Consider the following 13,216-nt stretch of genomic DNA (forward strand, 5'->3'; position numbering starts at 1 on the left):
TGAATGAAACCAACGAACCGAAACAAACTTACAATAGCATCGCTATTATTGAGCACCTGTTTTCTTCTTGTACCCGGCGCACAAGCACAAGACAAAGTTATTGCAGCCAAGGATGTAGAATGGGGTTACTTGAACCCAGCCCGTGGCGACAAAAGCCCCGGGGCAGCAGACTTGTGGGGAGACAGAACAAAAGACACGGCAACGGGGATGTTAGTGCGATTTAACAAAGGCTTTGAATCGCCACCGCACATTCACAACATAACCTATAGAGGTATTGTGATTGAAGGTGAAATGCACAATGACGATCCAAACGCAGCAAAGATGTGGATGCCAACAGGTTCGTTTTGGACCCAGCCAGCAGGTGAAAATCACACCACTGCAGCAAACGACAAAACCAACCTGATTTACCTGGAAATTGATGAAGGCCCATACCTTGTAAAGCCATCAAGAGAACATTTTGACAACGGTGAAAGGCCAATCAACGTTCACGCAGACAATATGGTGTGGCTGCAAAAAAGCGACCTTGTAAATATAGCGGCCGACGGTGTTTCTATTGCCTATTTGTGGGGCGAGACAAGTAGTGTATACGGCACCCTTATCAAGCTTCCAAAAGGATTTAAAGGTTCAATAAAATCTAATGGTGATGAATTCAAGGCAGTGGTTATCAAGGGTAGTCTCAATTATACCCAAAACAATACCTCCAGACAGATTGAATTAAACGCAGGAAGTTATATTGAATCATCAACTGCCGCACACCATTCTGTTGAAAACGCAAACCAGAGCGAAACCATTGTATACGTAAGAACGTCGTCAAAATTTAGCGTTGCAGATTAGTACGCTTTTTTCAGCTCACTTACGCGGGGCATTTCCACGCTTGCTTCGCGTATTTTCTAGGTATTCAGCAATCATAGAATAACCGTTTTGCCTTGCAAGCTGCTCTGGTGTATTGCCATCGTAACCTTTCAAATCTAACCTAGCTCCTGCTTCCACCAATACTTTCGCTGCCTCTAAATGCCCATGCCACACTGCGTCATGAAGCGGTGTATACCCGTTGTTAGGACCTTGCGCGTTAAGCACTTCCTGAAAGCCAGGATATTGACTAAGTAACGTCAGCATGTCTGCACGCCCAAAATATGCGGCTTTGTGTAAAGCAATTGCGGCCATGTAGGCGCCGGTAAGCGTTTGATCTGCGCCGTTATCTAGCAACAGCTTTGCTACTTTCAGGTAGCCTTTCATCGCTGCAAGCAGCAGCGCGCTATGAAAATCACTGCCTTGTTTCAATACAGGCGCAACCGCATTAACGTCATACCCTTTTTCTAGCAGCACTTTTATTTCAGCTACCATTTCTTCTTCAGACAGCGCTTGGTTAGCAACGATCATATAAATGGCTGCTTTTTCTTGCGCTTGCTGCAGCGTTTTCTCTTTATGAGCCGCAAATAGCGCGTTAATAGTGGCAACATCTTCATTTAACGCTTTATCGTTTGCTTTTGTACCGTTTCGATTAAACCCAAGAGCTGTAGCGCCTGCCGCTGAAATAACGGTGGTATCGATGTCGGGCAAACTTAATAAATATTCCACTGCGGGAATATTTCTGTGCCACACGGCCAATAGCAGTGGCGTTCCGCCCAGGCGTACTGACTGCAAGTTTACGAATGCTCCCTCTGTCACAAGCAGTTTAACAAGGTCTAAGTTCCTTCCTTGAACAGCCAGATGAAGCGGTGCTACCCCCATTAATCTATCGAGTCCGTTAACATTTGCGCCGCTATCTATAAGGGCCTTAACACGTTGTATATCGTTATCCCACACTGCTTTGTGCAGCGGTGTTAGGTTCTGATTTATGTTGCTTTCAAACTTACTTGAATAGAGCGCCCCTATTGCTTCGTTTGCCACGGCTTCGCTAAACGAAGCGGTAATGCCCATGCCAGAGAGCACAATTAACGCCAGAGACTGATACGCTTTTCTTGTATTTGGGATAGGTTTATTCATTGTCTCGCCTAACTTTTTAAATGCTTTTTGTATTGGTTTTAAATTCTGGTTTTGAGTTTTTAGCACGTTGTTAATCCCTACAAAGGGCTAACAACGTAACTGTCGATGATTACTTTACCTTCGGTATCAATATGCACTTGCCAGCGCTCTTTTACCTGTACCTCAACCGATTCCCCTTTAAAGTCAGACGATTCAAATGTGTCAGCGCGAAGGTTAATTCGAAGGTCTACTATAAACCCATTGGGCTTCGCTGAATCAGCATCGGGTTTGATATCAATTTGATCTACGCGGTGCTCACAGTTAGGTTTAAACGTCTTGCGTGCCCACGCGTACCAGTCGTTGAATCCAGCATGGCCTTGAAATCGTCCCTCTGGCGCTTGCCAGACAACCTCCTCGCTGAGATTCGGTAGAAACGCTTCACTTGACGCCGGTAATTGATCGAACTGCCCAAACCACGTCGTTACAAACTGTTTGATACGCAATTCTGGTGAGTTCATCAAAACATCAATAGCATCGGCTACCCGCTTACCATGTTGATCACCACGGGCCTGAACGTCTGAAAGCGTGTTGTAAACACCTTCAATGTACACCATGCGATGGCTGTAAATTGGCTTGTGGTACTGCATTTTTGCAAGGTAAGCGAGCTGTTCTAGCGGGCGTAAGAATTCTTCCACACTGAAATGGTTATAGCCTAGCGGTCCATAAGACTCTTTTGGACCACCTACCGAAATGGACAGTAAAAAATGTTTATTCGCCAGCTTGTCTCCTTCAGGGCCAAACGCAAAATTATAAGTAAATACTTGGTCAATCCAGCGCTTAAGTAAAGCTGGTACAGAATACCAGTAGAAAGGAAACTGCAGCACAATTACCTCAGCTTCAAGCAAGGCTTTTTGCTCTGCCTCTACATCAATTGGGTTGTTAGAATAAAGGGTGTCCAAACGTCTAACTTCAATGTCGTCTATGCGCTTAGTCAGGCTTTGCAAAATAGCGCTATTAGCATTGGACTGGTCTAAATTAGGATGGCCGGAGATAACTAATACTTTACTCATTACTTCTACCTTTGCGTGATAATTTTATGGTCGGTTCAAAGTGAACAGATAGAAGTTTATGCTTGAATGACCTTTAGTTTTAGATGATGATTAACTCAAAGATTATTAGTTTAAAACTAACAATTAAATTCTAGATATAATTTTGGGCTTGAAACCCTTCGACCAATTTGTCACTTAGACTTTCAAGAGGCGCTATAAGTGAACGGAACCACATTTCAACAACTTATTGTTTTTCATGCTATTGCCGATGAAGGCAGTATTAGTGGCGCTGCTCGTCAGTTAGAAATGGCACCGCCGTCTGTAAGCCACGCGCTTAAATCTCTAGAAGCAAGTGTGGGCGTTCCTTTGTTCAATCGAACCACGCGTAGAGTTGAATTAACCGATGCGGGAAAGTTACTTAAGCAGCAAACTCATCATGCTATCGACACGTTAGATATTGCATTTGAAGAGGTCAACGCCCTTAGCTATACCCCTAGGGGAACGGTTCGTATTACCACTCCCCGCTTCGCCTTCCAACAGCTTCTGGCGCCTTATTACCAAGAGTTTTGCGAGCGCTATCCAGACTTAAAGCTTGAGGTATCGATAAACGATGCAGCCGTAAATTTGATTACCGATGGGATGGATGTGGGTATTCGCTTTGGTGATAGGATAGAAGAAGGCATGGTGGCAAAGCGATTAACTAAAGCCACTAAAGAATGTTTGTTCTGCTCACCTCACTACGCTAAAAAGTATGGCCTTCCCTCGTCTATTGATAGCCTTCAGCAACACAAGCTCATTCAATATCGTTTTATTACCTCTAACAAACTTGCGCCACTTCATCTGTGGCAAAACCAGCAAGCTGTGAGTGTTTCAATGCCGATTGCTATGGTAGTCAACGATACAGATTTGATGATTGATGCTGCCAAAAAAGGGTTAGGTATAGGAAGAATTGTTGAACCTATGGTGGATGAATTATTTGAAACTGGCGAGCTTGTTCCCGTACTTAAAGAGAACTGGTTTCCTTATTCAGGGCTGTTTATGTATTTTCAGCAACATAGTCAAAAGGCCCAAAGAATTAGGGCCTTAATCGACTTTCTTGAAGAAAAACACGCCGTTTGACACTAGCCTGTTGTTCTTTACTGTGCATCAAATCTCAACAGGTGTTAGTAACTTGTTTGCTTTCAGTGCACTAGCGTATCGTTTTTAAGCTGCTGCAGATCCGCCAAGCGGTCTTTCGCATTTTCTGGCGCAATCGCTAAAATATCGCGACTGCCCACCTCCTCTCTTTTTTCTAATGTCACTGAAGTAATCAGCCATTGCCCTTCTATCTTTCTAAAAGTGAAGTGGTAGATGCCCGAAACTTGCCAAAAACCATCATGCCCTAGCCAATGACTGGCAGTAAAGGGCACGTTAGCAAACGCTATATCTTCTTTTCGATTAATACTTGGGTTTCCCAAGTTGTGGAATGTTTTGTCAAAGCCAGGCAAGAAAGCCGCCCAGTTTTGCATTAAGATCTCACGTTTTTGGGTTACCGCTTCGCCCCCAAACAAACTGGTGTAGTCTGTTGTTACATGTGGGGCAAACAGTAAGGTTAAGTATTCATAAGCATTGTTGTCAGCTAATGCTGAAAAGCTATTCAGGTTGCTGTGAATACTTGCAATGTCTTTATCACGGTTCGAATGGGATGTGGCGGCATGGCTCATAGTAAAAACTCCAACTAACATGACACAAATTATGGCTTTAAATTTCATTTCTGAGCCTTTAATAGGTAAACACTCGCCCTACAATGCGCTGTCGAAGTGAGAAACTGCGGCGTTAACGGCTTTTTCAACGGCTTCAGGTTGGTCGTAGAAGTCAAATTGATTGATGTTATCTAGCCAAATTGCATTTACCGAATCAGTCGCGTTTTCCAAATACTGATGTGCACCTTGTGGCAGCGCCATCGCTTCTGATGCAACCATTAAAACCGGTATAGTCTGTTTTGATGCACTTAACTGCGCATTATAATTAAGCCAACCGCTCCATGACGTCACGTTGAATTTGTTGTCGTAGGCAGGCAACAAACCTCGTGATTGCTCAGTGTAGTAAGGTGCGTTATACATCAAGGCGTTTTCATTGGTTAAACTTGCCGCTTCAATAACTAATGGCTCGGATTTGTCTTTCTCTGCCGCTGCTAACGCAAGTAATTGATTGCGATTTTCTTCACCGCCATAAATAGCTGTTGCCATTGCTTCATCGTGTAACCAGGGGGCCACTACTGCCACCGCACCTAACCGTGTATTTTGGCTTGATTGAGTATTTTGAACCGCAGCATCAAGCATATAGCCCGCTGAGGCACAAATGGCCAAGCCAGCAATACGGCTGTTGTCCACCTGCGCGACGTTTGATAGCGCTTTGATAACAGCCTGTATATCTTGCGTTTTACGAACAGGATCTTCAAGGTACGCGGTTTGGTTGTCATCAGTATCTCTTGACGCTCCCCAACCTCTAAAATCAAATGTAACAGCAGCGTAGCCTCGCTCGGCTAGTGCCTTTGCATAAACAGCTGGCATTTGCTCTTTTACTGATGTCCATGCACCTGTAACAACGACCACTGGTGGATTAGTAATACCTTTTGGCAGGTATAAATTTGCAGCCAAGTTGCCCACTTCTGTGTTTAACGTGATATTTTCCATTTGAAATCCTTGCTGGTTGTATTGACGATGACTATTTTTGTTTTCACTGCTTAACTGCGCGTGATTAGCGCTTAGTTGTTCAATGCCTGCTCGGGCTTGGTTTAACGCGTCTGTTTGCGATGGTTGTTGAGCGTGTGATACGCCCGGTTGTAATATGACCAGTGGCGATATCAAAAGTGACTGTGCAATTACTGTTATGGTAGGTTTAAGCATTTTTGCTGCGCTCTTTAAGTGAAGAATCAATGAACACAGAATATGAAATAGTGCGCCTTAGTTATTGCACATTAATGCTAATTATTTGTAGGTTATTGCTAAAGGAAACATAAAGCTTGAAGTCACGTTTAGCCTTTTTAGATCATGCGACACATCAACCTTCATCGTGCAAAGACGTACTAGATATTGCTTTTTCAAACGACGGTCTCGATTGGAATGGCATCATTTTAGAGAAAGGAAAGTCGCCTCACTTTTACCCTCAAAATGTGTATACCCCTTATTTCTATTTCGCACTCGCCCTTGAAAGCGACCTGAATTGGAACATAGAAGCGAATGGAAGTATGGTTTCTTTAAAAACCAGTCCGGGAAACATTTGGATAAATCCACCTAAAACGCCGTTTACACACGACATATCCGAGCCTTGTTATTTTGTTATTTTAGCGGTTGAAGAGCGTGTATTTTTAGACGCATGTCCGTTTAAGGTAGAACAAGATCAGCTGCAGTTTCTGAACAACTATAACGTGGAAGACGATACCATAAAGGGGCTAATTGAGCTTCTGTTATTAGAGACACAAGCAAAGGGTCGTAATGGGAAAGCCTATTTAAGTAACTTATTGTCTGCACTTTCTGCTCATTATATCCAAAATTATTCAAATTACCGCGACCTTCAAGATTCCTCAGCAAAGAGTGTCAAAATAGGCAAGTCACAGATAGATAAGATTGAGCAATACATTAAAGAAAATATAGGCAGTACCATTAGCGTAGATGCGCTGGCCGAACTCGTTTTTTGCAGCAAGTTCCACTTTTTAAGAGAGTTTAAAAAGAGTGTTGGGGAAACACCGTACCAATTTATTACCCAATACCGTGTTGAGCAAAGTAAAAACTACTTACTCGCGAATACTCAGTCCATGAGCGACATCGCGTTATTACTGGGATTCAATGACCAATCTCACTTCAGTCGTGTTTTCAAAAATCACGAAGGCATTACCCCAAGCCAATTCATTAAACAATACAGCACGTAGAATAAACTATTTTGGACACTACCTACTCAATAAAGCCCTTGCTAAGACTTTATGGGTAATTGCCCTAATGCCGCTGCGCATGCCAAACCAATGGCAAACGTCATCGCCACACTGGTGAAGGTGCCCAAAAGTACATATTCAGTTAGCTTTCTGTCTTGGTGTTTAGTGAGGTCGCCGAAGCGAAATATAGATTTAGCCGCAATAAGAAAACCTATGGCAGAAAACTGATTTAACAATACAAAGGTAAGCATGAGTACGCGCTCTAAATAGCCAATTCGTTGACCTGCCAGTGATAAAGTTTGTTGTGCCTCTGTACTTATTGTAGGCGGGTCATTGGGGTGAGAAGACGGCATTTTATTAGCTAATACTTCATCGCTCCAAGGCGACAGCAGCTGTTTAATAATAACTGAACTGGGCTTGAGTACCGCCAAATAGGCCAAGACCACCAATAGGTGCGTTGTACCTATCTGCTGAAGTAGTCCCACTGCCTCGCGCCACTGATTGGTGGCATACAAAAATACGCCTAAGATCACGACAATGTGCGCTATTTGATCGACAACAAAAGATGTAGTGTTTTGCTTACAATACGATTTAATCACGTCAATTTTGAAGTGAGAAACGGCGACTACAATTGCACCAACACCTATACTTGCGATACTTATCGTTGATGAAAACAAGAACATTGCTGCTGCCGCGAGTATACCGTGTATGATTGCGTGTAGGTATAAAGGCAAAGCCAGTGCGTGACGTTCGTTTCTTTGCTGTACCCAGGTAAACGGTTGAAAATAAAAGTCTGCTAATAGATGCGCTAACACGAGTGCCACCAGCAGTTGAGGTTCAGCAAGCATTTGGTTCTCCAGTCACAAGCATTATGTTTTTTGCATAACCCGTCATCACGTTAGTCTTCCTTGGTCAATTGTTCCGTTTTTAATGAGGTTCCACCTTGAACCCATAAAATGAGCGCTCTCTCCATATAGTCGAGATATTCTGCTATCAGTTTATAGTTACTGGCATTGAGGATTCGACTTACATTACTGCGATTTTTATCTAGTATGGCCGCTACACTTTCATGGCTCTTATCCGTGGCTTCAAGATACGCGAGTAAGGTTTGCGACTGGGTTTGTGTCAGTCCATTGATATGCGCGTCGGCAAAACGTGTTAAGAGCTGCGTTTTGTCGTCGAGTGTTTGTTCACCGCTACAAAAAGTAAGATGGTGCGGCTTTATGTTATCTAACCCTCGTCCTGACAACACAAATGCGTCTCCAGTGCCAGTTTTTACTTCTGAAGGGCGAAATTGCGCTTCTCCCACAGCAACACTCATTCGCACGTCCACACCTGAAGCGTGCGCCTTGAGTGCTAGCCGCAATCCAACTGCGGCTGCAATGCTATGCTGTGGTTGTGCAACAACTAGCTGGAATGCGTCTCCTCGATAAATATCAAAGTCTCCACCGTAGTACTCGGCGTAGTATGTTAAACGCTCTCTCAGCGTAGCAATTATCTCTCTGAATTCAGCATCAGAATAAGACTGAGAGTTGGAGACGTCACCGGTAATCACACCAGCGCGCTTTTTTGTATTGCTTGTTAAAGCACTCTTTCTTGTCATTTCACTATGCGCCGCGTTGTCTTTTCTACTTTCAATAGACACTTTTTTCCCGTTCAGGGGTCCACTATGACACGCTACCATCTCAAATTCAAAAACAATCACACAGCAAAATGTGATTATTATTAATCACAAATTCACATGTGACTAAATTGCGTAACGGAAAGCAAAATATAACAAAGAACGTATAGCGGCTGTTGATTAAGTAGAATACCTATTCTACCCTAGAGTAGAATATTCATTCTACTTAAAATCTGTTTAATTGGATAACAAGCGATGTGCCAAGCAGACGAAAATAACAAACGCTTTCGAGGAGACCCGGTATGACCGCGCCCAAACAATCTGAGTTAGCTTCGAAACTAGAGCAAGCTTTTGCCCTTTACGGATTCGCAGAGCCTAATGTGGCTAAACTCAAGGACTACACTGGCACCACACTTAAAACCTTGTACAAATACTTCCCTTCAAAAGAAGACATGATTATTGGCGCGCTTGACTATCGTCACAGCCGTTACATCGCGTTTCTGGAAGAAAACTGTCCCTCGACGCGTAACGAAGCAATTAACCACATATTTGAACGCTTGTCGGTGTGGCTAACGACATTCGCTCCCAGAGGTTGCATGTCATTGCAGGCTTTGGCGAGTTACCCCAATAACCTTCAAATTGAAACCGCTGTGAACAACCACAAACACGCGGTGCTAACGTGGCTGAATGAAAAGCTCGAAGACCCAGCCCTTTCAAACAGCGTGTTCCTGCTACATGAGGGCATGTCATCAGCATGGCCAACGATTGGTGATAAAGCGTTAACCGCAGCGAAAGGCGCACTAACAGTGCTACTTGATTAGCCCTTCTTAGCACTTGCATCAACCATTACCTTTCTCGTCTAAAGCAAAAATTCTGGAGGACAATATGAAATCATTGCCAAATGAAATGTACGGCGTGCAGTTAACCAAACATGGCGATCTCGACGCGCTTACATTTAACGAAAACATACCTTTGCCTACACTCAGCGACAACGATGTACTTATTGAAGTACGCGCTGCGGGGGTAAACAACACCGACTTAAATACGCGAAAAGGTTGGTATTCCAAAGGCGACAACAATGCAGAAGATGCTGGATGGGCCGGCAATGCGTTAAACCTACCTCTAATTCAAGGCGCCGACGTATGTGGCTATATTACCGCTGTGGGTAATAACGTGAGCAAAGAACGTATTGGTGAACGCGTCATCATTGAGCCTTGTTTGGTAGAAGTTGACAGTAAACCGCTAAGTACCCCTTGGTATTTCGGCTCGGAATGCAATGGAGGTTTCGCACAGTTTACTAAAGTCGCATCGCGCCACGCCCATGCAGTAAATTCAACGATGACAGATGTGGAACTAGCCTCGTTCCCCTGCTCTTACTCTACAGCCGAAAACATGCTGCACAGAGCAAACGTAAAAACAGGTGAGCGAGTATTTATAACCGGTGCCTCGGGCGGCGTAGGCTCAGCTGCCGTACAACTCGCTAAAGCACGTGGCGCCTATGTTGTTGCAGTAACCAGCGAACAAAAGCAATCAGCCATACAAGCATTAGGCGCCGACAAGACCGTTTTGCGTGATGAAGATTGGCAACACATGGCAGAAAGCGAGCCGTTCGACGTTGTTATCGACCTTGTTGCGGGCCCACGATGGCCTGAGCTACTTGAGATCCTAAAACCGTTTGGCCGCTATGCTACGTCGGGCGCAATTGCTGGTCACGACGTTTCTTTGGATGTTCGGACTCTGTATTTGAAAGATTTAACCCTATTAGGCTGCACTATTTTAGGACACGATGTATTTGCCAACTTAGTAAAACACATCGAAGCAGGCAATATTAAACCACTTGTATCGAGCACATTCCCACTAAGTGAAATACACCAAGCGCAGCAAGAATTTGAGCAGAAAAAACACATTGGTAAGATGGTATTGACGTTACAGCCCAAATAACGTCGATATGCCCGAAAGAACATAAACCAAAGTCCTTTGACGACGGGCGCTCCTATGAGCTTCGCCGAGTAAATGCTTGGCGAAGCTCTTAACACTAACTCTTACACAACTGAGCATAATTTTCTGCCAGCATATCTTGCGCGATAACGTGCTTCGTCAGCTTGTTCAACAAGCCAGGGCATTATAAGAAAAGCCACTGCTAATCGCGTTTTCAAACATAGGTATTTGTTTTTGTACTCTTTGTAACATTAGGTACTATTTCCTGACATTTTAGACCTGTACTTTGGTACAGCCTGTAAAACGCAGGCGTCTAAAAACAAAAGGAAATATAATGAAAAAGCTCATCGCGTTCACACTAACAATTTGCGCATTTAATGCGTTTGCTGATAACTGTGTTTACAACTGCCCCACTGGTCAATCTGGACAAACCATTACCCGTTCCATTTACACCCTAAACAATAATGCACAAACAAAGTTCGCCAACTGGGTGGCCTATCATGTAACCCCAAGCACTATTGACGGCCCATCAAGAAGTCGTAATTGGAAAGCTGACCCTTCAATTAACTCTGCGAATACTTTAGAGCCGAACGATTACAGCGGAGCATGGGCTACAATTGGCACTGACCGCGGCCATCAAGTTCCTCTTGCTTCGTTCAGCAACACAGCCGATTGGCAAATGCTAAATTATTTATCAAACATTACACCTCAAGATTCAGACCTAAACCAAGGTCCTTGGGTGGATCTAGAAAATGCGGTGCGTGATGTAGTGAGAACTGGGCAAGACGTCTATGTGGTTTCTGGGCCGTTATATGAGTGGTATTTCGCTACTCTGCCAGAGGCAGATGAGTCGCACAGCATTCCTAGTGGATATTTTAAAGTCGTCATTACCGATGTTAACGGCTGGGTGGAAGCCTCTGCTTTCATCCTAGAGCAAAACGCAGCTCGCAGTGATAACTTTTGCGCAACTGAGGTAACGGTTAATGAAGTTGAATCCAGAACAGGCCTAAACATTATGCCGTCACTACCAAGCTATAAAGAAAATGCTGTTGAAGGGGGATTAGGAGGCTTAACCGCTGCGCTCGGCTGTTAATAACCCATCTAAAAAGGCAGGGATGCCTACCTCTTTTTAAATGGCTGCTGTAAAAGCGCAATGATACTTGCGTTCTTCTTAGTGGCTGGCACGTCTTTTTGACCAATGGGCAATGTTTCGTCGCTAAACGCAGCGCGAGGCGTAAAACTATTAAAGAGCCTATCCCACCACGATACGCTAAAGCCATAGTTAGAATTAGATTCATTTTTAGCCTGGCTATGGTGAATGCGATGTAAGCGCTGTGTGATTAGCACAAGCCCAATTCTATCATCCCACTTTTGTGGCAACCTAATATTGGCATGATTAAAAAGGGCAAAGCCATTTAGCGCTACTTCAAAGATAACAATAGCAATAGCAGGCACGCCTAGTATCACTACCGCCGCGGCTTTAATCCCCAAGCTCATAGCAATTTCAACTGGATGAAAGCGAAGGCCTGTAGTGGTGTCGACATGACTATCGGCATGATGCATTTTATGAAAGCGCCACAACATAGGCACGGTATGAAAAAGTCGGTGCTGCCAATAGATAAGCATATCAAGTAGTAAAACACTTAAGGTTACGATGGCTATATGAACAAGATACGTTGAAGAATTACTGAGAGGCTCACCACTATTTAGCAGTTGATTAGAGCTTGAGGCATCAGCCGGCACGGCATCCAAAAAAACGTTGAACACACCTATGCCTTTCTGCTGCGCCCATAAAGACACACCAACGAGTGTGGCCGGAAGCAAAATACGCGATACCAACGCCCCCATTACCACCATGGACAAGTTACCCAACCAGCGTGTTTTCCTACTAAGCACGGCTTCACGCGCTGGCAACAGTGCTTCAAGTACTGCCATAAGCACAAAAACGCCAAGAAATACGCTTAAGCGAATAACCGCGGTATTATCCAAAGCAAATTACCTTTATCACGTTAATTACTTTCAAAACTCAGAATACTTTTACTGCTACGAGAACTTTCACCATCATTCATAACCTGAAGAAGGCACTGTACGTTCTGACTTAGCAGCGTCGCGCTCTACCCTATGAAGCGTAGAAAAGCCCCCTACTATGCGAGTAATGACTGTTACGGCACAGGCTGCAGCGAACACATAGGCAAGCGTTGCAAAATACTGCGGCCAAATACAGAACGCCAAAAACACCAAAATGGTTTCAGTGCCTTCGGTTAACCCCTGCATATAATAAAAGCTTTTGTTAGCAAACTGGGGCCTATCTATTTGAAACTTCTCTGCTGCAATGGCAAAGGCTAAAAAACTGCTGCCAGTGCCAATAAAGGTAGCTAACAGCACCATTGCTGGTATGCCCCACTCTTGAGGGTTAGCAATGCCAAACGCCAAAGGAATAGAAGCGTAGAATAGAAAATCTAAGCAAATATCTAAAAAACCACCCGCACTGCTGCTACTTTGCTGATAGCGCGCCAATTCGCCGTCAATTCCATCAAAAACACGATTCAATATGATGCAACCTAGCGCCATATTCCACCAGTTAAGAATAATAAAGGGAAACGCAAGAATACCGACGACAAACCCGGCAAGCGTAACCTGATTTGGGGTAACGCCCTTGCTGTCTAGCGCTTTTATCAACGGTTTTAAAAGTGGCTTTATAAAAGGGGTAACTTTGGCATCTAACATGACATG

Annotated in this window: 14 protein-coding genes; 6 read left to right on the top strand and 8 right to left on the bottom strand. The window is 44.1% G+C overall.

Features of this window, described 5'->3' with window-relative positions:
* Positions 1–3: 3 nt before the first annotated feature.
* Entirely contained in the window at positions 4–834 is an 831-nt protein-coding gene (locus MHN00_RS12930) for a DUF4437 domain-containing protein (protein ID WP_239301371.1), read from the top strand.
* Positions 835–849: 15 nt separating this feature from the next.
* Here the strand turns inward: MHN00_RS12930 and MHN00_RS12935 are convergent, their stop codons facing one another.
* Positions 850–1,986, bottom strand: coding sequence for an ankyrin repeat domain-containing protein (locus MHN00_RS12935; protein WP_239301373.1), 1,137 nt, complete (start codon positions 1,984–1,986; stop codon positions 850–852).
* A gap of 77 nt (positions 1,987–2,063) precedes the next feature.
* Positions 2,064–3,035: an NAD(P)H-dependent oxidoreductase gene (locus MHN00_RS12940; RefSeq protein ID WP_239301374.1), complete on the bottom strand. Its 972-nt coding sequence runs from the start codon at positions 3,033–3,035 to the stop codon at positions 2,064–2,066.
* A gap of 198 nt (positions 3,036–3,233) precedes the next feature.
* Here MHN00_RS12940 and MHN00_RS12945 point away from each other — a divergent pair, with 198 nt between their 5' ends.
* Positions 3,234–4,133, top strand: coding sequence for a LysR family transcriptional regulator (locus tag MHN00_RS12945; RefSeq protein ID WP_239301375.1), 900 nt, complete (start codon positions 3,234–3,236; stop codon positions 4,131–4,133).
* Positions 4,134–4,195: 62 nt separating this feature from the next.
* Here the strand turns inward: MHN00_RS12945 and MHN00_RS12950 are convergent, their stop codons facing one another.
* Together MHN00_RS12950 and MHN00_RS12955 are read right to left on the bottom strand one after the other, a co-directional pair.
* Entirely contained in the window at positions 4,196–4,717 is a 522-nt protein-coding gene (locus MHN00_RS12950; protein ID WP_239301376.1) for a nuclear transport factor 2 family protein, read from the bottom strand.
* Between the two features lie 78 nt (positions 4,718–4,795).
* Positions 4,796–5,902, bottom strand: coding sequence for an alpha/beta hydrolase (locus MHN00_RS12955; protein WP_239301377.1), 1,107 nt, complete (start codon positions 5,900–5,902; stop codon positions 4,796–4,798).
* A 116-nt stretch (positions 5,903–6,018) separates the two neighbouring features.
* Between MHN00_RS12955 and MHN00_RS12960 the strand changes: the two genes are divergently transcribed.
* Entirely contained in the window at positions 6,019–6,924 is a 906-nt protein-coding gene (locus tag MHN00_RS12960) for an AraC family transcriptional regulator (RefSeq protein ID WP_239301378.1), read from the top strand.
* A 41-nt stretch (positions 6,925–6,965) separates the two neighbouring features.
* Here the strand turns inward: MHN00_RS12960 and MHN00_RS12965 are convergent, their stop codons facing one another.
* On the bottom strand, positions 6,966–7,772 hold the full coding sequence (locus MHN00_RS12965; protein ID WP_239301380.1) for a DUF3307 domain-containing protein: 807 nt from the start codon (positions 7,770–7,772) through the stop codon (positions 6,966–6,968).
* A 50-nt stretch (positions 7,773–7,822) separates the two neighbouring features.
* Positions 7,823–8,569, bottom strand: a complete 747-nt coding sequence (locus MHN00_RS12970) for a hypothetical protein (RefSeq protein WP_061094891.1) — start codon at positions 8,567–8,569, stop codon at positions 7,823–7,825.
* 278 nt (positions 8,570–8,847) lie between these two features.
* Between MHN00_RS12970 and MHN00_RS12975 the strand changes: the two genes are divergently transcribed.
* The 3 genes from MHN00_RS12975 to MHN00_RS12985 all read left to right on the top strand — a co-directional run bounded on the left by MHN00_RS12975 (position 8,848) and on the right by MHN00_RS12985 (position 11,576).
* A complete protein-coding gene (locus MHN00_RS12975; RefSeq protein ID WP_014949290.1) occupies positions 8,848–9,366 on the top strand; it encodes a TetR/AcrR family transcriptional regulator in 519 nt (172 codons plus the stop codon).
* Between the two features lie 64 nt (positions 9,367–9,430).
* Positions 9,431–10,486, top strand: coding sequence for an alcohol dehydrogenase family protein (locus MHN00_RS12980; protein WP_039232619.1), 1,056 nt, complete (start codon positions 9,431–9,433; stop codon positions 10,484–10,486).
* A 331-nt stretch (positions 10,487–10,817) separates the two neighbouring features.
* The gene (locus MHN00_RS12985; RefSeq protein ID WP_014949288.1) at positions 10,818–11,576 is read left to right on the top strand and encodes a DNA/RNA non-specific endonuclease; all 759 of its coding nucleotides are present in this window, start codon (positions 10,818–10,820) and stop codon (positions 11,574–11,576) included.
* Between the two features lie 26 nt (positions 11,577–11,602).
* Here the strand turns inward: MHN00_RS12985 and MHN00_RS12990 are convergent, their stop codons facing one another.
* Positions 11,603–12,472, bottom strand: a complete 870-nt coding sequence (locus MHN00_RS12990) for a sterol desaturase family protein (protein ID WP_239301381.1) — start codon at positions 12,470–12,472, stop codon at positions 11,603–11,605.
* 72 nt (positions 12,473–12,544) lie between these two features.
* Positions 12,545–13,210 (bottom strand): CDP-alcohol phosphatidyltransferase family protein, encoded by a 666-nt coding sequence (locus MHN00_RS12995; protein WP_239301382.1) that lies wholly within the window; start codon positions 13,208–13,210, stop codon positions 12,545–12,547.
* Positions 13,211–13,216 lie beyond the last annotated feature (6 nt).

The sequence above is a fragment of the Alteromonas sp. Cnat2-8 genome, assembly GCF_022348355.1.
Taxonomy (GTDB): domain Bacteria; phylum Pseudomonadota; class Gammaproteobacteria; order Enterobacterales; family Alteromonadaceae; genus Alteromonas; species Alteromonas macleodii.

Bases quoted from the DNA above. Each gene is read 5' to 3' on its own strand.
- MHN00_RS12930 (WP_239301371.1), top strand. From the start codon at position 4: ATGAAACCAACGAACCGAAACAAACTTACAATAGCATCGCTATTATTG.
- MHN00_RS12935 (WP_239301373.1), bottom strand. From the start codon at position 1,986: ATGAATAAACCTATCCCAAATACAAGAAAAGCGTATCAGTCTCTGGCG.
- MHN00_RS12940 (WP_239301374.1), bottom strand. From the start codon at position 3,035: ATGAGTAAAGTATTAGTTATCTCCGGCCATCCTAATTTAGACCAGTCC.
- MHN00_RS12950 (WP_239301376.1), bottom strand. From the start codon at position 4,717: ATGAGCCATGCCGCCACATCCCATTCGAACCGTGATAAAGACATTGCA.
- MHN00_RS12955 (WP_239301377.1), bottom strand. From the start codon at position 5,902: ATGCTTAAACCTACCATAACAGTAATTGCACAGTCACTTTTGATATCG.
- MHN00_RS12965 (WP_239301380.1), bottom strand. From the start codon at position 7,772: ATGCTTGCTGAACCTCAACTGCTGGTGGCACTCGTGTTAGCGCATCTA.
- MHN00_RS12975 (WP_014949290.1), top strand. From the start codon at position 8,848: ATGACCGCGCCCAAACAATCTGAGTTAGCTTCGAAACTAGAGCAAGCT.
- MHN00_RS12980 (WP_039232619.1), top strand. From the start codon at position 9,431: ATGAAATCATTGCCAAATGAAATGTACGGCGTGCAGTTAACCAAACAT.
- MHN00_RS12985 (WP_014949288.1), top strand. From the start codon at position 10,818: ATGAAAAAGCTCATCGCGTTCACACTAACAATTTGCGCATTTAATGCG.
- MHN00_RS12995 (WP_239301382.1), bottom strand. From the start codon at position 13,210: ATGTTAGATGCCAAAGTTACCCCTTTTATAAAGCCACTTTTAAAACCG.